This window comes from Eilatimonas milleporae, from assembly GCF_003688555.1.
GTDB classification, from domain to species: Bacteria; Pseudomonadota; Alphaproteobacteria; order Sphingomonadales; family Kordiimonadaceae; genus Eilatimonas; species Eilatimonas milleporae.
In genome coordinates this window covers 426,495-445,561 of the sequence record NZ_REFR01000009.1, presented here as the reverse complement: position 1 = coordinate 445,561, position 19,067 = coordinate 426,495, and the positions used below count along the sequence as shown (strand labels likewise).

Here is a 19,067-nt window from a genome sequence, read left to right as displayed (position 1 = left end):
TGTCCTTGGCCCCATGGTTAGACGAGACAGACGGGAAATCAAGGAGAAATGTTCTCAATGCGAACAAATGTTCTCAAACGGCGCCGCGTCTGTGGGGCGCCCCCGGAATGTCCCCCGCCAGTTTGCCGATCGGCATGGGTTTGAAGGGGGTCCGTGGTGCGAAAAAGGCTTCTTCCGCCGGCTCTCGACCATACATGTCCTGCAGCATGGCGGCCATGGCCGGGCCGCAATAGCGTCCCTGACAGCGTCCCATGCCCGCACGTGTCGCCCGTTTGACTGCGGCAAGACTGCAATTCCCTTCGGCCATGGTGGTCTCGATGGCGGCGCGGTCCACGCATTCGCATCGGCATATCAGTGTATCGGCCGTGGCCAGCCCCACGTCCGGTACGGGGGCATCGTAAAACCGCCAAAGACCGGTTTGGAACCGTCTGTGACGTGCCAGGCTTCGTAAAGCGGTCCGGCGGTGTTTTGTCTCGCCCGGTGTCAGGCCGCCCTTCAGGTCTTCGGCCGCTGCTAGGGCCGACAGGCTTCCCTGTGCGGCGGCAATACGGGCCCCGCCCAGGCCGCCGGCGTCACCGCATATGAATATCCGCTCATCGGATGTGCGGCCGTTGTCGTCGCGATCAACCACAAGGCAGCGTCGTTTCGGGTCATAGCTGTGGCGGCATCCCAGCGCACGCGCCAGTTCGCTTTGCGGCAGAAATCCGTAGCCCATGGCCACAGTGTCGATATCCCAGCTTTTCTCGCTTCCCGGGACAAGGCTGCCGTCTGGTGCGATACGGCCGATGGTGACGCGGCGGGCGTGGTCGTTGCCGTCGACGCTTAACAGAACATGACGATACAGTACCGGAACGCGGCGCATGGCCAATCGTGCCAAATGACCTGCCCCCTGCAGCGCCAGGGACGGGGATGACCCGGCCATGCCGAGCAGGGCGGATGCCGCAGCCAGACCGGGGCGTGCCGTCAGTTCGGCGACGGCGACCACTTTGACACCGGCATCGGTCAGTTCCCGGGCGACCTGCAGGTTCAGCGGACCGTTGCCGGCGATGAGCACACGCCGGCCCGGCGCGGTCTGGTATGCCCTGAGCAGGGTTTGCACCGCCCCCGTCGTCATGACACCGGGTAATGTCCAGCCGGGGACGGGCAAGGGCCGCTCATAGGCGCCGGGGCTGAGGATGAGGCGTTTGGGCCGTATCAACAGGGTTTCCCGATCGGTTGCGACGCCCAGTTCCAGGTCGGTAAACGCACCCCAAAGGGTGGCGCCGAACAGAAACTCCGTGCCGGCACGGGCCGCGTCCCGGGCGAGGCCGCGTCCTTCGCGGAACTGCGCGTCCAATACGTCTTCGCGCACATCGAAGCCGTCGCCGGGCTGCTTGAAATACTGACCGCCGGCCTTGGCGCGTTCGTCCACCACCAATACATCCAGTCCCGCGGCTGCGGCATCCCTGGCGGCGCTGAGACCGGCGGGTCCCGCGCCCACCACCAATATGTCCGGTGACCGGACCGCCCAAAGGGCGGAAGAGGACGGGGCGGTGCCGGTAGGCGGCTGTGATACAGGCGGTGCCTGCGTGCGTGCCGTCAGGCGTTTGACATGTGCCCCGGCGCTTACCGGTTCCATACAGGCGCGCCTGGGCACGCCGTCAACCAGAACGCCGCAGTCCCAGCATACGCCCATGCCGCAGAAGAGACCGCGCCGATGCCCTTTGTTATCCTCGCGGAACACGCCCTGGCCGGCATTGAGCAGAGCGGCCGCGACGGTTTCGCCTGGGGCGGCGTCGACGGCCTGTCCCTCATAATCAAAAGTGACCGGTGTTGGGTGCCGGCTGACACCCGGAACGGAAACGCGCATCAGACCTCCATACCGTCCGCTTCAAGCCCTCCAGCCGTCAGCGTATGTAACTTGCACCATTGATATCAATAGTGCTGCCGGACAGGTTACGCGCAGTCCCGGCGGATAGAAATGCGACCAGATCGCCGATTTCCTCGGGCTCGACCCAGGCGCCCATGGCCAGACCGGCGGAGACCTTGTCCTCGCCGCCCTGCGTCCGGGCGAATTCCTCCGAGATTCGGGTGCGGACCACCCCCGGCGCGATGACATAGGCAAGAATATTGTCGCGGGCGTAGCTGCGTGCGATGGCCTGGGTGGCATTGTGAATGGCGGCTTTCGAGGCACCGTAGGCGATGGTCGCCGGGTTGGACACGCCGCGCTGCGCCGCCCAACTGGATATTGTTACGATCGCGCCGCCGCCATTGGCGCTGAAATCGCGGACAGCCCGACGCAGAAGGCGTGCCGGCGCCAGAACATTGACCTGTAACGTCTGTTCCCAGACGGCATCCCACTGGTCCAGCGGTTCGTCTACACCTCCATCCCACAACATTATGGCGGCATTGTTGACGAAAACATCGATCCCGCCACGCCAGCCGGCAGCGTCATCCCATAAATTTTCAATCGCATCCGGGTCATTCATGTCGGCCTGGACGAAATGCTTGCGGCCTTCGGGAATATTGCGTGCCGCATCTTCCGCGCCGGCACGGTCGGATCCGTAATGGGCCACCACGTGGGCACCGGTGGCGCCCAGTTTGCGGACAATGGCGGCGCCAATTCCCTTTGATGCGCCCGTAACCAGAATGGTTTTACTGGAAAGATCGTGCATAGCCGCCCCCTTGCCTGACGTATCTGTATGACTGTGTGACCATATGGCTGTGTGTTGGACGGATGGCAGCCAAGACCGTACTTCCGACCCTTGATTTTTACGCCAGAGGCGTCGAATAAAGTGTACACATATTCGCAATACGAACGCAACTGCCGGCATTCATGGCCGGTCACAGGGGGGATTTTTCGTGAGTACAGTCTTTGAATCCGTCAGCCGGCGCCCTGTGGGGGTGGTGGGTGCAGGCAGTATTGGACGTGCATTCGCCCTTCTGTTCGCCGCGAGGGGGCACAGTGTGCGCGTGTTTGAGCCGGACGAGGAACAGCGCCGGGCGACGCCTGCCCTTATTCGAGCAACGCTGGAAGACCTTAACGCATACGGACTGATTGACGCCGCACCGGACGATCTTGCCGCGCGGATCGTATATACAGGCGATCTGGCAGAGGCGGTGGGCGATGCCGCCTATGTACAGGAATGCGCGCCCGAAGACCTGTCATTAAAGCGTACCCTGTTCGACCAGATGGCTTCGTTGGCCCCAGATGACTGCGTTCTTGCATCTTCCTCATCCGCCATGCCGGTGTCCGAGTTTGCCACGGGCTTGCCGGGTGCACAGCGCTGTCTTGTGGCACATCCCGGCAACCCGCCATATCTGATTCGCGTCATCGAACTGGTGCCGGCACCGTTTACAAGCCAACAAATCATTGATCAGGCAAAGAGTTTTCTATCCGGTGCCGGATTGGTTCCGGTGCATGTGCGCCAAGAAGTGACGGGATTTGTGTTCAACCGCCTTCAGGGCGCGGTTCTGCGGGAAGCATATTGCCTGGTGCGCGACGGGGTGGCCTCGGTCGAGGATATCGACCGGGTGATGCGCGACGGCCTCGGCCTGCGCTGGTCCGTGGTGGGGCCTTTTGAAACGGTGGACTTGAACACACGCGGCGGTATCCGCGCCCATGCCGAGCGGCTGGGTCCGGCTTATGCCCGAATGGGCGCGGAGCGCGGACAGGACGACCCCTGGACCGAGGAGATGGTGGCCGAGGTGGAGACGGCGCGTCGCCGTCTTATGCCGCTTGAAGACTGGCAGGCGCGGTGTGCCTGGCGGGACCGGCAGCTTATGGCCCTGCTGGCGGAGCGCAAGCGCCGCACCGATGCAAAAAATGAAACATGATAAGAGCTGTTCTCATGTAAGAAGTGTACGTATTTGGAATATTTGTTCGCTAAGCGCCCATTTTGTGTTGACAGGCGGGGGCCGGGAACAGACGCTTTAAGCCCTGTTTTTCAGACAAACCGCTATAATGAGAGGGCTGGCCGATGACACGCCGAACCGATCCCTGGAACACCCCGGAAACAGAATGGCGGGCCCTTGTGGAGCGTGTGCGTGCGGGCCGGGCGTTAAAGCCCAAGTTCTGGCCGGGTGGGGCGCGGTGTGCGGTGGCGCTGTCTTTTGACTGCGATCATGAAACCTTCGAGCTGGGCGCGGGCGGCAGGGCCATTGGCCGGTTGGCCTGGGGTGAGTTTGGCCGGCGTGTGGGCGTGCCGCGTATCATGGATGTTCTGCGTCGGCACGATGTTCCCGCCAGTTTTTTCATGCCGGCGGTGTGCGCGCAGATCGATCCGGACGAAACCCGGCGTCTGGTTGACGCGGGCCATGAAGTGGGCCTGCATGGATGGATTCATGAAAACAATTCGCTGCTGGATGCGGCGACGGAACGGGACCTGATCCTGCGCGCCCGCGATGTGCTGGCCGACCTGATCGGTGAGGCACCTGTGGGCTTCCGGTCCGCCAATTGGGATCTGAGTCCGCATACCGTCGATATCATCGCCGAGCTCGGCATCGAATATGACAGTTCTCTCATGGCGGACGAGGCGTGCTATGAGTTGCTGTCGGACGGTCAGCCGACAGGGGTTGTCGAGGTGCCTGTGGAATGGCTGCGGGATGATGCGGTTTATCTGATGTTCAACCGCGAGCCGGCGACGCGGCCGTGGACGCCGCCCGATGCGGTCTTCGATATCTTCCGCCGGGAACTGGATGCTGCCCTTACCGAAGGCGGACTGTTTCAACTGGTCATGCATCCCTTCGTCATCGGATACCGGTCGCGTATCTGGATTTTGGACAGGATCATAGACCATGCCAAGGCGGCCGGGCCGGTCTGGTTTGCCACCCATTCCGAGGTGGCCCGGTGGGTCCGCGACAACAGCTGACTGCCGTGCCGCGAACCCGCCGTTTGCCTTCTGTATTCAGTCTGCTTTCATAAGGGCGTCGATCTCGTCCCGTTTGCCGGTCAGTTGCCAGCGGACCAGAGACATGGGGATGACCCCGGTTTCATCGATTTCGGTGAAGAAGCGCTTCAGGGAAAAGTCAGCGCCGAGCTGTTCGGCGCGTTCCGCCATGAGGGAATCGACCAGATGTTTGCCGGTGACATAGCTTGATCCATAGCCGGGCTGGCGCATGAACAGTTGCTGTTCGAACCCGAGCAGGTCCAGATCTGCCCGCATCCATCCGCGCGGCGTCCATTTCACATGATAATCTGCCGCCTCTTTCATGGTGTAGGTATTGGCGTGGGCATACAGAGAGCCCAGACCGCGTGCCGCACGCTGGGCCAGCATGATCCAGACCACTTCCCGTGCGCGCGGATTGTCGTCGAACAGGCCGACATGCAGCATGATTTCTTCCATCGCGGTGGCCATGCCTTCGGCGCGGCTGTCAAAAATATTGTACAGAAGCGCACCGCGCCGGATCGGGCTTTCATGGGGCATGTCCGATATGCGCGCCAGGTCCCACCAGTGATAGAAATGGGTCCACAATGTCATCGGCGCCACATGCAGTGCGCGTCCAAAGAAATGGCGCTGCTCTTCCGGCACGAAAACGCCGATCCGTTCCTGAAGGGCGGGTTTCATGTAGGGCTGAACGGTCAGGATATCCTGATCCACCATGAAGGCCATGTATTTGTCGACCGATTGCAGGGCCCGCCGCTCATACTCCGCGGCATCCCTGGCGGGGACAAGCTGGGGCAGATTGCGGTTGCGGTGTTCTTCAAGCCTGAGGGATGCATGCGCCCGCGCCAGTTCGCGTTTCAGCAACTGCACCTCGTCCTCCCAGGTCATGGGCACCAGATGTACATTGCGCAGATACCAGGTGTAGTTTTCCTTGCCGATACCCGACGGACCGGTCTTGGAGGGCTCCTGTTCATCAAGCCATGCGATAAAGGCGTCGGTGGCCGCACGGGCGTCCGCCACAGCGGCCTTCAGATCGCGGCTTGCCGCAGCGGTCCGGTCCGCCAGGCCGCCCAAGGCATCCGCCTGTTCACGCATGGTTGCCGTACCGGCAACCCAAAGGTCGCGGGCATTGCCCACCAGATTACGGCGCGCCTGTTTCAGCAGGGGGGCAATGGTGGCAAGCTCGGCGGCCAGTTTCCTCTCGGACTCGCGGGACAGCGGAAAGCTGTAGGTCCACAGCTCGACAAGGGCGTGATGGGTCGGGCCTTCGTGGGCCGGAGTGTCGCTTTGATAGGTCCAGACGGATTTGTAAAAAGCCGGATCGCGCGCCCAGGGCTTCAAAACGCGAATGTTGAAATCCATCCCGTTCATCTCTGCCCGCAGCACATGCCAGTCGACCTGCTGTACCACCGGCCATGCCGACGCATCGATTGCCTGCAGTCGGTCCTGATAGGATTGAAGTGCCTTGTGACGTTTCGCGGTGGTGGCGGCGGTGTAATCCGGTGCCCCTTCGAGAAGGCCGGGGGACTCAAAGGTGCGCCAGTCGCCGAACAATGCGACAAGGTCGTCATACTGCGGGCTGCCGCCCTTTTGCGCAGCCGATAGCGGAACCGCCCACAGGGCGACGGTGATCGCGGCGACCCCGGCGGCGATCCCTCGAAATCTTCTGTTCTGCGTCATGGTGTCTCCTTCGCTTTTATATTCCGGCCAATAGTCGTCCTGACCGGTATCTGCCCCCCCTCACACACACAGGGCCGGGCTATCGGCCCAGGTCGGGGGTGAGCATACCGGTATCGGGGTGTTCGAGATTTCCGGTTGTTTCATCGGGGCAATCCAATCGTCTGCTTGTTTCAGGGCGCTGTCCGCGCCGCGTCTATCCACCAGCCGACCAAATGGCCGCTTTGGGTGCGTTCGGGTGCCAGGGACGGTGCCGCGAACCCGGCCGCTTCCAAAAGCGCCGCGGCTGCCTGCATCTCATTTGCATCCCGTCCGGCATCGGCCAGCGCACGCATGCGCATGGCATGCGCCGCCATGCGATATTCCATGCCGTCAATCATGTTCAGGATTTCGGCAACGGGATAACGGGCCGCGAGATTCTGGAGTTCCAGAGCGTCATTATAAAGTTTTGCCAGCATGCCGGGGTTTTCTTCCGTCCGTGCGCGTTCCCTGATTGCCGTCAGGGCATGATCCATATGGCCGGCGCTGGTCCGGGATGGCGCCGCGAAATGATCCTTGAGCAGCCGGGTAAAGCCGATTTCGCCCATCAGCCAGCCAATCTGACCGCTCTGGGCTCCATTTTGGCGCACGACGATCCCGTCGGCCGCATGAACCAGGGCGACGAAACGTCCGCGACAGACCCGGATGCATTCGCCAAGCGCACGATGGAAGTCAGCGTATTCAAGGCCAAACTGACTGGTGACAAGATCAAAGGCCCCATCGGGCAGCGGCAGGTCGGCAGCATCAATGCCGCCTTTGATGACAATTGGTGCTGCATCGCCGGCAGGCAGAGCGGCGGTCTCTATCTCAGCCTGGTCCACGCCCAGCATCGAGACACCGTTCAGGGACGGCAGGGTATTCTGTGCCAGGTGCAACACCGCCCCCCGGCCCGTTGCAACGTCAAGAATGGATATCCCGTCCGGCAGCGCGGCGAAAATACCCCGCCAGTGGTCGGCGATGGTCTTGCGCGCGTCGTCAGGGAATTGGGCGGTACAGGCATCTATCGCGGACCGGGACCAGAAATCCCCCCAATCCTCGCTGTTGGACGTTTTGGTCTTCTGTGTGTCGATTGAAGCCAAAGGAAGCCTCATCCAATAAACGTTTTGCGTACATTGATTACAATAGCGAACAGATTTTTTTAATCAACATGCGTCGTCGTCGGATATATCAGTGCGATGGAAACTATTGTATGTGGGCTTGGTGCGGCATGGGGCGTGTGCCGCGCAACTCAGGTATATATGATGAAATAAGCCGGGTTTTCCTGAGGTTTAAGATGCTCTGAATGGTTGCTTGCCTGCAGCCAGGGGGAAAGTTCAGGGCAGATTCAGGATATTTATACTGTTACATTAATGAACCACTATGCGTGCGTAATATCTTTTAATGTTCGCTATGCGCCCAAATTTCATTGACTCATGTTTGGTCCTGGATAACGATATCCATGAAAGCAGCCATTTTGCTTTCATTGTAAGCCGCGTGCGAACCCGTAAGCTTTTGTTTTGATTTGTTTTTGGTGAGCGGCAGGGGAGCCGGGCAATAGCCGAAGGGCGCAAGAAGCACGTAAGAAGTGCGAACCCTTTTGTGCCTGTTGGGACATAAATTAAAGGTTTGAGGGGGAAAATATGCACGATCAAGAAACGGTTGGCAGGGCAGTGCGTACACTGTCCATGCGAAGGTCACTGTTGACGGCCACGGCGCTGTCAACGGCCGTCCTGATGGCGTCCGGTCATGCGATTGCCCAGTCTTCCAGCGGCGGTGCGGACGAAGAGGAAACGCTAGAGGAAGTGGTGGTCACGGGCTCGCGTCTGGTGCGTCAGGACCTGGTGGCGACAAGCCCGGTCCTGACCGTGGGGTCGGACACAATCCGATCGTCGGGCAATGTCACACTTGAAGAAACGCTGAATGAGTTTCCTCAGTTGAACCCCGACACCACCAGTACAACCAACCAAAGCGGTGGATCGGGTGTTCTGACAGCCGACCTGCGCGGTCTGGGTGCCGTGCGGACCCTTGTCCTGGTCGATGGCAGGCGGTTTGTGCCCGGCAATATTGACGGGCTTGCCGATCTTGCCGCCATTCCCGATATGCTGATCGAACGGGTCGAGATTATTTCCGGCGGGGCATCAGCCGTTTACGGATCGGACGCGATCGCCGGTGCCGTCAACTTCATCCTGCGCGACGATTTCGAAGGGATTGAGGCGCGGTACCAATATGGCCAATCCGATGAGGGTGACGGCAATTCCCACAAGGTCGACGTGCTGATGGGCATGAACGCCAATGACGGACGCGGCAACATCACACTGCAGGCGTCCTACACGAAGCGGGATCCTGTTTTCATGGGCGACAGGGCCTTTTCGGCGCAGCCGCTTCTGGCCGATAGCCAGGGGGTGTTGCAGCCTTTCGGGTCCGGCAATATTCCGGGCGGCCTGATCGGGATCAATTCATCGCTGTTTGACCAGATCAACGGTGTGGATCTGGTCAATACCGATTGTCCGGGGCCGGTTCAGGGTGTGCGCTTCGGTGCCGACGGTGCGCCCGCGCCCTTCTGCCGTCCGACGGACCAGTTTAACTATGCGGACGAAAACTTCCTGCTGCGGCCGCTGGAGCGCTGGCAGTTCACGACATCGGGGCATTATGAGATTTCCGATAGTGTCGAGGCATACGGTCAACTGTTCTACACCAAGAATGAAAATGCCTTCCAGCAGGCGCCGGAAGCCGTCAGCCCGACCAGTTTCGGTCAGGAAAACGGCACGCTGGTTATTCCCAATGCGGATACGAACCCGCTGTTCCCGGAACCACTGCGCGATTTCTTTGCCGCCAACACGGATTTCTTTGACGAGGACGGTGACGGCGTTTTCGTGGTTCGCAACACGGGGCGGCGGTTCGAGGAATTCGGGCCGCGTAATGTCAGCTTTGTCACGGACTCGCTGAACATGACGGGCGGTCTGCGCGGAACGTTGGACATCGGCGAGAAAACCTGGCGCTGGGACAGCTTTTACCAGTATCAGCGGGCCGATGTGAACACCAACAGGACCGGCCTTTTGTCCAGGTCCCGCACGACACTGGGACTGGATGTGGTTGTGGTGGACGGTGTGCCCCAGTGCCGCATCGATCTGTTGAACTGCGTGCCGGTCAATCTGTTCGGGACCGATACGCTGACCCCTGAAATGTCCGACTTCCTCAGCGTCAGTACAAGTCAGCGGGATGAGTTCACCCGTCAGGTGGCGGGCGCGTCCATTGCCGGTGATCTGTTCGAACTGCCGGCGGGCGCGATTTCGTCCGCCTTTGGCGTGGAGTGGCGCAAAGAGACCTTTGACACCGTGCCGGATGAGATCGCCCTGTCCGGGGATCTGGCCTCCCAGGCGGTGGCGCCGATTATCAATAGCGGTCAGTTCGACCTGTTCGAGCTGTTCGCCGAGGTGCGGGTGCCGCTTCTGGCAGACATGCCCGGGGTGGAAAGCCTGGCTCTGGAAGGCGCCGTGCGGTATTCCGATTATTCCACCATCGGCGGTGTGGTGACATGGAAAAGCGGTCTTGACTGGCTGATCACCGAAGGGGTGCGGGCCCGCGCGTCCTACAGCCGCGCCATCCGGGCGCCGAACCTGAACGAACTGTTCGCGGCGCCGACAACCGGCTTTATCGGCGGTGTCGATCCGTGTGTGGCTGCGAACAATCCATCGCAGGCGGTCAAGGACCTGTGCCTGCAACAGGGTGTCCCGGCGGAGGTTATCGATACGCTGGACGTGGGCGCGAGCCAGGGCTTTTTCACCTTTTCCGGCGGCAATCCCAATCTGGACGAGGAGCAGTCCGACACGCTGACCGTCGGTGCCGTCTTTACGCCGGCGGCGGTTCCGGGTCTGTCCGTCACCATCGATTATTTCGATATCAAGGTGGATGACGCGGTCGCCCAGGTCGGGGCCCAGCTGCTGGTGGATACCTGTTTCGCCAATCTGGACATCAACAGCACGGCGTGTCAGTCGATCACCCGGTTGTCGACAGGCAATATCGACGAGGTGGCCGCGCCACTGCTGAATGTTGCGCGCCGGCAGGTGCGCGGTGTCGACCTGATGGTCAATTACGGCCTGGACCTGCCCGATGCGATTGCCCTGCCGGGCGAAGGGGCAACGCTGGACCTGCGGATGGTCTCGACCTGGCAGTTCGAGGACACCACGGTGCCGATTGAAGGTCAGGCTGAAATTGACTGTGCCGGGTTTTACGGGGGTCCGTGTTCCAACGACGGGACGCGTATCACGCCCGATTTCCGGGCCATGTTCACCGCCGCCTACAGCAGCGGCCCGCTGCAGTTGCGCAATGAGCTGCGTTATATCGGTGACCTGGAGCTGTCAGAACTGGCTTTCCCCAATGAAAACGGAACCGTTGGATCCGAGATCTATTGGGATCTGACCGTCAACTATCAGCTGATGGACAATGTCGGTCTGTTTGCCGGGGTCAACAATCTGCTGGACAATGATCCGCCGGTTCTGGGTTTCCGGGCAGGCGGTGATGCCAACACCAATGTACAGCTTTACGATCCCATAGGTCGCCGCTTCTTCTTCGGCGCGACCCTCAGCTTCTGATGCGAGCGGGAGCGTCCGGGTGGTTCACCGGGCGCTCTTCTCCGATACTTCACCGGGATTGGGGACTTTGCGGGTTCCCGGTCCCGGTTTTTTTATTGCCTGGCTGCCAGGCGGCAATTGGGCGATGCGTTTGATCTGCGTGTACCCCGCGACGCCTTTATGGCGGTGGGCGGTCTTCCCATTTCTCTCGTCGGTTATGAAATGACGGGTCTTGAGGATGGGGTCGGTCATGTTCTGGGAACGGCCATCTGTTGAAGCCTTGCGCGAGTGACGGATGCCATAGGTGGCCGGATCGGTTGGATTTTGTGAACCAGTGTTCAGGGTTTTTCGTTCTTAGCTGTGTTCCGCCGAATTTCGGGCGCTGTGGTATAATTGCTTGCAATAAAATACTTTCCGGCGATTTTTCGGACATGGAAAACACACTCTCAAGTTCGTGCAAAAATCATATATGTTCGCTATGTAATTTTTAGTTCGTATAGAGAACAATTATATTGACCCTGTAAGGTACATCCCATAGCCTTCAAAGGGGGATGAAACCGTTGGATATCCCGATATTTCAGGGGGAAGAGAATGTTCAAGACTGGCATGAAAGGCGTTTGCGCCGTTTTTGTGGTCTGCTGGATGGCTGTGGCTGTCCTGCCGGCTGGTGCAGAGGCTGCCGGCCCACCGGACGGGACCGGATCATATGAGGACCTGGTCGCTCTGTTTCAGGAATTCCGTGAATGGAAGACCCCACCCAAGGTGAATGGCCTGGTGGATTACGGCCGGCGGGCGGTAGACCGCCGCAGAGCCGATCTGAGGGCGTTTCAGGGCCGTCTGGGCGATATGGGGGTGGCGCGGTGGAGCCGGCCGCAACAGGTCGATTATCTGGCTGTCCGGGCACAGTTGGACCAGCACGATTTTTATCTGAATGTGTCGCGTCTGTGGTCGCGGGATCCCGGTTTCTATGTGGACCGGATGCTGCGCGTCACCTTTACCGACCTGCCGGTATCCGGTGAGGCGCGCGAGACCTTCGAGACCGAACTGGCCGCGATCAGTGCCCTGACAAAACAGGCCCGCCAGAATCTGACGGAGGCCGCCGGCGATTATGCGGATCTTGCCATTCATAATCTGACCCATGCGGACGGGGTCGGTCACGGCCATCCTTACCGCGATGTGCCGCCGGCCGGTGTGATCGGCTGGTATGAGGATCTGGCCGGGCGGGCAAGGACGGCCCAGCCCGACCTGTTGCCGGCGATCACGGCAGCCGCCGATGCGGTCAAGGCGTTTCATGTCTGGCTGAGGGAAAGCCGGGCAGGCATGACCGCGCCGGCCGGTGTCGGAAAGCGGGCGTTCGACTGGTATCTGAAGCAGGTCAAGCTGATGCCTTACGGACCGGATGAGGTTGTTGCCCTCGGCCGGCGCGAACTGGAACGTCTTTGGGCGTTTTACGCCCTGGAGCAGCACCGCAACCGCGACCTGCCGGTGCTGAGCTTGCCGGCTTCGCGCGAAGAGTATGAGCTGCGCATCAAGGAAACGGATGAAATGATCCGCGCCTGGTTGGTCGAGGACGAGATTATCTCCATCCCCGATTATATTCCGGGAGACTGGGTGTCCATGGGGTTCAATGTACCGTGGATAGAGCGGCCGCAGGGCCCCAATTTCTGGGAGCAGATACAATACCGCGATCCGTCGCCTGACCATCTGCATGCCGTGATTCCCGGGCACCGCTATGACGGCTGGGTTGAGCGCAACAGCACCCATCCCATCCGCCGGCATATCAGCGACGGGGGGCGCAGCGAGGGCTGGGCCGTCTATCTGGAAGAAATGGGTCTGCAACTGGGGCTGTTCGAGACCCGGCCGCGCACGCGCGAACTGATCTATATCTTCGGCATTTTCCGGGCCGTCCGTACGGTGGGCGATGTGCTGATGCAAAGCAATGAGATGACCACGGCGGAAGCGGCCGCCTACTGGATGGACTGGACACCGTTTCTGGATCCGGATGTGGCGCGGGTGGATGCGGAAATTTATCTGCGCCGTCCGCCCGGATACGGTCTGGGATACACTGTCGGCATGTTTCAGATGCAGGAACTGCTGGCTGACCGCAAGCACCAGCTTGGCGACGCCTTTGCGTTGAAGGACTTCCACGATGCCTTCATGGCGGCAGGGCGCTTGCCGATGTCACTGATCCGCTGGGAAATGACCGGTCTGGATGATGAGATTGCCGCCTTTTGGCAGCATACGCCTTTGTCAAAGGCGAAGCTGAACTAAGGCGGGCTTGAAATAGAAAACGGAAAGCCGCGCGACACCCAAGGTCCGCGCGGCTTTCTCTTTGTATCGGGCATATGCCGGCCGAAGTTTTTCCGAAAGGCTATTTCTGAAGACCGGCCGTGATCGCCTGCGAGGCGGTCATCAATTCCGTCAGAATGGACGTGCGCATCTCTTCCGGGGTGATGCGTGAGCTGGGGCAACAAACATTCAGGGCCGCGACGACCGTGCCGTCGGCGTTACGGATCGGCACCGATATGGAGCGGAGGCCGATTTCCAGTTCCTGATCGACAATGCACCAACCACTGAGACGGCATTCCTCAATCAGGTTGCGCAGCTTGACCTTGGATGTGGTGGTGTTGGGCGTCAGCTTGGTCAGTGTCACATTTTCCAGATACTGTTGCAGGTCCTCTTCCGGCAGGGCGGCGAGGAGAACGCGCCCGGTCGAGACCGAATGGGCAGGCGCGTGGCTGCCTACATTGATGCCCACATTGATCAGTCGGTCCGATGTGGCCCGCGCCACATAAATGACGTCATGACCGTTCAGGACGGCGGCAAAACAGCTTTCCTGAAGCTTGTCGGACAGCTGGTCCATAATGGGCTGCGCCACATCCCAGATGTCCATCGAGGACAGGGCGGAATAACCCAGCTGCAGGATCTTGGGGCGCAGGGCAAAGAATTTGCCGTCCGTCTCGGCATAGCCTTCACGTACCAGCGTCAACAGAAAGCGCCGCACCGTGGCGCGGGTCATCCCCGTGGCACGGGCGATATCGCTCAATGTCATGCGTGGCTTGGACCGGGTGAAGGCGCAGATCACTTCCAGCCCCCTGGCCAGTGAATTGACATAATCCCGGTCGCTGATCTGCGGGGCGGAAGCCTGTTGCGGTTCTGTGTCAAGTACGTCTGACGGCACTATTTTATCCATTTTTATCAACCAGTTATCCCGGCTATACAGAGATATTTCGTTTCCAGAAACTCATCAATTCCATGATGAGATCCCTCCCTGCCCAGGCCGGACTCTTTCAGGCCGCCGAACGGCGCCCCCTCATAGGATGTGTTACCGGTGTTGACCCCGATAACGCCGAACTCAAGCGCCTCGCCGACACGCCATATGCGTCCATTGTTCTGCGTGAAAAAGTAGGCGGCGAGTCCGTATTCCGTACTGTTGGCAAGTTTAATGGCTTCCCGCTCGTCCTTGAAGCGAAAAATGGGCGCAACGGGACCGAACGTTTCCTCGCGCGCGATCTTCATGTCCTGGGTACCGCCCGCGATCACCGTCGGTTCAAAGAAATGACCGCCCAGGGGATGGCGTTTTCCGCCTGCCGTCACTTGTCCGCCAAGGGATACCGCGTCCTCGATATGGTCTTCCACTTTTTGTACGGCGGCCGCATCGATCAGGGGGCCCTGTTCTGTATCGGTCGCGGTACCATCGCCCACCTTCAGCGCGGATACCGCGGTGCTCAGGGTTTGGACAAAGCGGTCATATATGCCGTCCTGTACATAGATACGGTTGGCGCAAACGCAGGTCTGACCCATATTGCGGAACTTCGAGGCGATCACACCCTCGACGGCGCGGTCCATATCCGCATCGTCGAAAATCAGGACGGGGGCATTGCCGCCCAACTCCAGCGACAGCTTCTTGATGGTGCCGGCGGCCCTGGCCATGAGGTGACGGCCGACTTCGGTCGAGCCGGTGAAGGTGACCTTGCGCACAAGCGGGCTGGTGACCAGTGCATCGCCGACTTCGGAAGCCTTGCCGGGGATGACATTGAAAACCCCCGCCGGCAGGCCGGCACGCTGGCCCAGTTCCGCCAGCGCCAGGGCGGACAGGGGCGTCTGGCTCGCGGGTTTCAGGACCATGGTGCAGCCTGCGGCCAGCGCCGGCGCGGCTTTGCGTGGGATCATCGCCATGGGAAAATTCCACGGTGTGATGGCGGCACAGACCCCGATGGGCTGTTTTTGCACCATAAGGCGGCGGTCGGGATCGGGGGTCGGAATGGTTTCGCCGTATACTCTTTTGGCTTCTTCGGCAAACCATTCGTAAAAGGCGGCGCCGTAGGCGATTTCGCCGCGCGCTTCGGCAAGCGGTTTGCCCTGTTCCGCAGTCAGGATGCGGGCCAGATCTTCGGCGTTTTCCAGAATCAGGTCGTGCCAGCGACGCAATATGGCCGCGCGGTCCTTGGCGGTGCGGGCGGACCAGGACGGCAGCGCCGCGTCCGCCGCCGCGATTGCGGCGTCCGCCTCCGTGCGTCCGCCCTGCGCAACCTGTGTAATGAGATCGACGGTGGCCGGGTTGTGAACGGGAAATGTCGCCGCGCCTCTGGCGGAATGCCACCCCCCGTCGATCAGCAGATCGGTTTTAAGCAGCCCCTTATCCTGCAGCTTTGGCATATACTGAACACCCCTTTAAGAGAATTTTGCCTGAATAATGTTCTTATAACGCACATTCTTTCTCAATACGAACTTTTTGGTGCCGTCATATCATGCGTGGTTCGGTTGACGCATATGGCGATGATGCCATGCGGGATTCCTGATTTTGTTCACATATAATAAAAAAAGATGCCGAAGATGATGATGAAGAATGATTTTTACAGGCGGGTTTTTGCGCTTGTATGGCCGTGCTTGTTGGATAAAATACGCGAACATATGTACGGAAATTCCGTATGGTCGCCATATGCTACCATACGGTGCCGATGTGACGGGAGGATCCTTTGACCGAAAATAACGCCAAAATGGCTGGCAGCGCGGGTGCCGCCGCAGATGTATCCGACCTGGATCGGCGCTATAGCTTCCACCCTTTCACCATGCTGGCCGAACATGAACGGAGCGGTCCGCCGCTGGTCATCAGTCGCGGCAGCGGTGTTCATCTGGAGGATGTGACAGGCCGGCGTTTTATTGACGCGATGGCCGGTCTTTGGTGTGTGAATGTGGGATATGGCCGGGATGAGCTGGCAAATGCCATGCGTGATCAGGCGGCAACCCTGTCCTACTGTCATGCCTTTTCATCCATGGCCAGCGATATGCCGGCCGTGCTGTCGGCGCGTCTGATCGAAATGGCGCCGTCCGCGGCATCCTCGCCCATGTCCAAGGTTTTCTTCGGCAATTCGGGATCGGATGCCAACGATACCCAGGTCAAGCTGGTCTGGTACTACAACAATGTGCTCGGCCGACCGCAGAAAAAGAAGATCATTGCCCGCAGCCGGGGATATCACGGGGTGACGGTGATGTCCGCCGGCATGACCGGCCTGCCGGGTCTGCATGCGGGCTTTGACCTGCCGCTGCCGCATATCCTGCATACCACCGCACCGCATCGCCTGTGGGAAGGTCACGGTATGAGCGACGAGGCATTCACCGCCAAGCTGGTGGACGACCTGGAACAGCTGATCGCCCGCGAAGGGGCCGATACCATCGGTGCGATGATCATGGAACCGGTCATGGGAGCGGGCGGCGTGATCGTACCGCCCCGAGGCTATTATGCCGCTATACAGGATGTGCTGGCACGCCATGACATTCTGCTGATCGCGGATGAAGTCATCTGCGGCTTCGGCCGGTTGGGCCATATGTTCGGCTGCGATGCCCTGGATATCCGGCCCGACCTGATCACCGTGGCGAAGGGACTGACATCGGCCTATTATCCCCTGTCGGGGTGCATCGTTTCCGAGCCTGTATGGGAGACCATCGTCAAGGGGGGCGAACACTACGGCGCCTTCGGCCACGGGTATACCTATACGGCGCACCCCATTGCCGCCGCAACGGCACTGGCCAATCTGGACCTGATCGCATCGGAAAACATGGTTGAACGGGCAGGGGCGATGGGGGCCTATCTGCATGAACGCCTGGCGGATGCTTTCGACGATCATCCGCTGGTGGGCGAAATCAGGGGCTTTGGCCTGATCGGCGCGGTCGAGTTCGTCGCGCGTCGGGACACGCCGCGCGCTTTCGACCCCGCGCTGAAGGTCGCCCCCAGGATCGTCGCGGCCATGATCGAGCGCGGTGTGATCAGCCGCGCCCTGCCGAATGCCGATACAATCGCCTTTTCACCGCCGTTCATCATTGGCAAAAGGGAGATTGACGCGGTCGTCCACGCAGCGCGCGATGCCGCCGACAGTGTGATGCAGGACCTGGAAAGCGCGGGCGCATGGTCGCGCCCCGCATCCGTGACATAAGGGGCCGTAAAGAGGCGGGCCGGGCGCCGGGCTCTTGCCCCTTGCGCTGGTGAACAGGAAGGAAAGGGGGTCGTGATGCGACTGAGTCCGTGTGTTGTCGTCTTGCTTGTGGGAGTGTCCGCAGCCTTTGGGGCCTGCCTGCCGGGAAGTGCCCTTGCGCAGGGGGAAACAGGCGATCCCGCCATGCCCGCCATTCTGGACCTGCGCGCCCAGGCAAAGGTTCGCGACGCATGGCTGGCCCACCGGCTGGAAACGGTGGTGCCGGCCCTGATGCGGCGCGAAGGCATCGACATGTGGATCCTCATCGCGCGGGAATACAATGAAGACCCCGTGGTTGAAACCATGCTGCCGGCCACCTGGCTGGCGGCGCGGCGGCGCACCGTTCTGATGTTTTTCGACCCCGGTGACGGACAGCCGGTGGAAAAATTGTCCGTCAGCCGGTATGCGGTCGGCACGGCGTTCGAGGCGGCCTGGAACCCCGAGGCCGAGCCCGACCAATGGGCGCGCATCCGCGCCCTTGTGGCGGAGCGGGACCCGAAGCGCATTGCCGTCAACCGGTCCGCAACCTTCGCCCTTGCGGACGGGCTGAGTGCAAGCGAGGCCGACGGGTTGACCGATGCCCTGGGCGCGACCTATGCATCCCGTCTTGTATCGGGGGAAAACCTGGCGATCGGATGGCTGGAAACCCGCACGGCCGCGGAACTGGAGGTGTATCCGACGATTGTCCGGATCGCCCATGCCATCATCGCCGAAGGATTTTCCGAACGGGTCATCACGCCGGGGCTGACCACATCCGAGGATGTGGTCTGGTGGTACCGTGAGCGTATCCGCGCCCTGGGTCTGGAGACATGGTTCCATCCGTCGGTCCGTATTCAGCGCGCGGCGAACCCGACCAAAAACATGACCACCATGTTCTCCAAGATGAAGCCGGATACGGTGATCCGCCCCGGTGACCTGCTGCATGTGGACCTGGGCATAACCTATCTGGGGCTGAATACCGATACCCAGCATCATGCCTATGTGCTGCGCCCGGGGGAAACCGACGCGCCGGACGGCCTGAAGGCGGGACTGGCGGCCGGTAACCGGGTGCAGGATATCCTGATGGAAAGCTACCGCGCCGGGGACAGCGGCAATGACCTGCTGGCCGCGGCCCGTGCGAAGACGACGGCCGAGGGGCTGGCCGCGACCATTTACAGCCATCCTATCGGGTATCACGGTCACGGCGCGGGACCATGGGTCGGCATGTGGGACAATCAGGACGGTACCCCGGGCAAGGGCGATTATCCCCTTTATCCCGATACCGCCTGGTCAATTGAATTGAACGTGGAAAAAGCCGTGCCCGAATGGGACGGGCAGAGTGTCCGTTTCATGTTGGAGGAAGACGCCTGGTTCGACGGGAAGACGGTCCGTTTTCTCGATGGGCGGCAGGAACGGTTCCATCTGATTCCACGGCCCTGATGATTTCCTCCCAGAGCGGAGGCGGGTTTCCTAAAAGTCCTACC

Annotated in this window: 13 protein-coding genes; 6 read left to right on the top strand and 7 right to left on the bottom strand. The window is 60.6% G+C overall.

From position 1 onward, the window contains the following. Positions 1–73 precede the first annotated feature (73 nt). Complete coding sequence (locus BXY39_RS02765) at positions 74–1,849, bottom strand: FAD-dependent oxidoreductase (RefSeq protein ID WP_121937294.1); 1,776 nt, start codon at positions 1,847–1,849, stop codon at positions 74–76. Positions 1,850–1,886: 37 nt separating this feature from the next. Next, positions 1,887–2,654, bottom strand: coding sequence for an SDR family NAD(P)-dependent oxidoreductase (locus BXY39_RS02760; RefSeq protein ID WP_170163576.1), 768 nt, complete (start codon positions 2,652–2,654; stop codon positions 1,887–1,889). Positions 2,655–2,841: 187 nt separating this feature from the next. Between BXY39_RS02760 and BXY39_RS02755 the strand changes: the two genes are divergently transcribed. Together BXY39_RS02755 and BXY39_RS02750 are read left to right on the top strand one after the other, a co-directional pair. Continuing rightward, positions 2,842–3,816: a 3-hydroxyacyl-CoA dehydrogenase gene (locus BXY39_RS02755; RefSeq protein WP_121937292.1), complete on the top strand. Its 975-nt coding sequence runs from the start codon at positions 2,842–2,844 to the stop codon at positions 3,814–3,816. A gap of 143 nt (positions 3,817–3,959) precedes the next feature. Beyond that, positions 3,960–4,850 carry a polysaccharide deacetylase family protein gene (locus BXY39_RS02750; protein ID WP_121937291.1) on the top strand — a complete coding sequence of 297 codons (891 nt, stop codon included), beginning with the start codon at positions 3,960–3,962 and terminating at the stop codon, positions 4,848–4,850. 36 nt (positions 4,851–4,886) lie between these two features. On the opposite strand, the gene BXY39_RS02745 is transcribed toward BXY39_RS02750, so the two are convergent. Both BXY39_RS02745 and BXY39_RS02740 read right to left on the bottom strand, forming a co-directional pair. Then, positions 4,887–6,545, bottom strand: coding sequence for a DUF885 family protein (locus BXY39_RS02745; RefSeq protein ID WP_121937290.1), 1,659 nt, complete (start codon positions 6,543–6,545; stop codon positions 4,887–4,889). A 170-nt stretch (positions 6,546–6,715) separates the two neighbouring features. Next, positions 6,716–7,660 (bottom strand): class I SAM-dependent methyltransferase, encoded by a 945-nt coding sequence (locus BXY39_RS02740; protein ID WP_170163575.1) that lies wholly within the window; start codon positions 7,658–7,660, stop codon positions 6,716–6,718. Positions 7,661–8,200: 540 nt separating this feature from the next. On the opposite strand from BXY39_RS02740, the gene BXY39_RS02735 reads away from it, so the two are divergent. Continuing rightward, the gene (locus tag BXY39_RS02735) at positions 8,201–11,152 is read left to right on the top strand and encodes a TonB-dependent receptor domain-containing protein (RefSeq protein WP_121937288.1); all 2,952 of its coding nucleotides are present in this window, start codon (positions 8,201–8,203) and stop codon (positions 11,150–11,152) included. Positions 11,153–11,176: 24 nt separating this feature from the next. Here BXY39_RS02735 and BXY39_RS19105 read toward each other — a convergent pair whose 3' ends face one another. Next, entirely contained in the window at positions 11,177–11,383 is a 207-nt protein-coding gene (locus BXY39_RS19105) for a hypothetical protein (RefSeq protein ID WP_147453447.1), read from the bottom strand. 339 nt (positions 11,384–11,722) lie between these two features. Between BXY39_RS19105 and BXY39_RS02730 the strand changes: the two genes are divergently transcribed. Further along, positions 11,723–13,402, top strand: coding sequence for a DUF885 family protein (locus tag BXY39_RS02730; RefSeq protein ID WP_121937287.1), 1,680 nt, complete (start codon positions 11,723–11,725; stop codon positions 13,400–13,402). Between the two features lie 100 nt (positions 13,403–13,502). Here the strand turns inward: BXY39_RS02730 and BXY39_RS02725 are convergent, their stop codons facing one another. Then, positions 13,503–14,324: an IclR family transcriptional regulator domain-containing protein gene (locus BXY39_RS02725; RefSeq protein ID WP_121937286.1), complete on the bottom strand. Its 822-nt coding sequence runs from the start codon at positions 14,322–14,324 to the stop codon at positions 13,503–13,505. A gap of 5 nt (positions 14,325–14,329) precedes the next feature. Further along, positions 14,330–15,790: an NAD-dependent succinate-semialdehyde dehydrogenase gene (locus BXY39_RS02720; protein ID WP_121937285.1), complete on the bottom strand. Its 1,461-nt coding sequence runs from the start codon at positions 15,788–15,790 to the stop codon at positions 14,330–14,332. A gap of 341 nt (positions 15,791–16,131) precedes the next feature. On the opposite strand from BXY39_RS02720, the gene BXY39_RS02715 reads away from it, so the two are divergent. After that, a complete protein-coding gene (locus BXY39_RS02715; protein ID WP_121937706.1) occupies positions 16,132–17,565 on the top strand; it encodes an aminotransferase in 1,434 nt (477 codons plus the stop codon). A gap of 75 nt (positions 17,566–17,640) precedes the next feature. Beyond that, on the top strand, positions 17,641–19,023 hold the full coding sequence (locus BXY39_RS02710; protein ID WP_121937284.1) for a M24 family metallopeptidase: 1,383 nt from the start codon (positions 17,641–17,643) through the stop codon (positions 19,021–19,023). Positions 19,024–19,067: the final 44 nt, after the last annotated feature.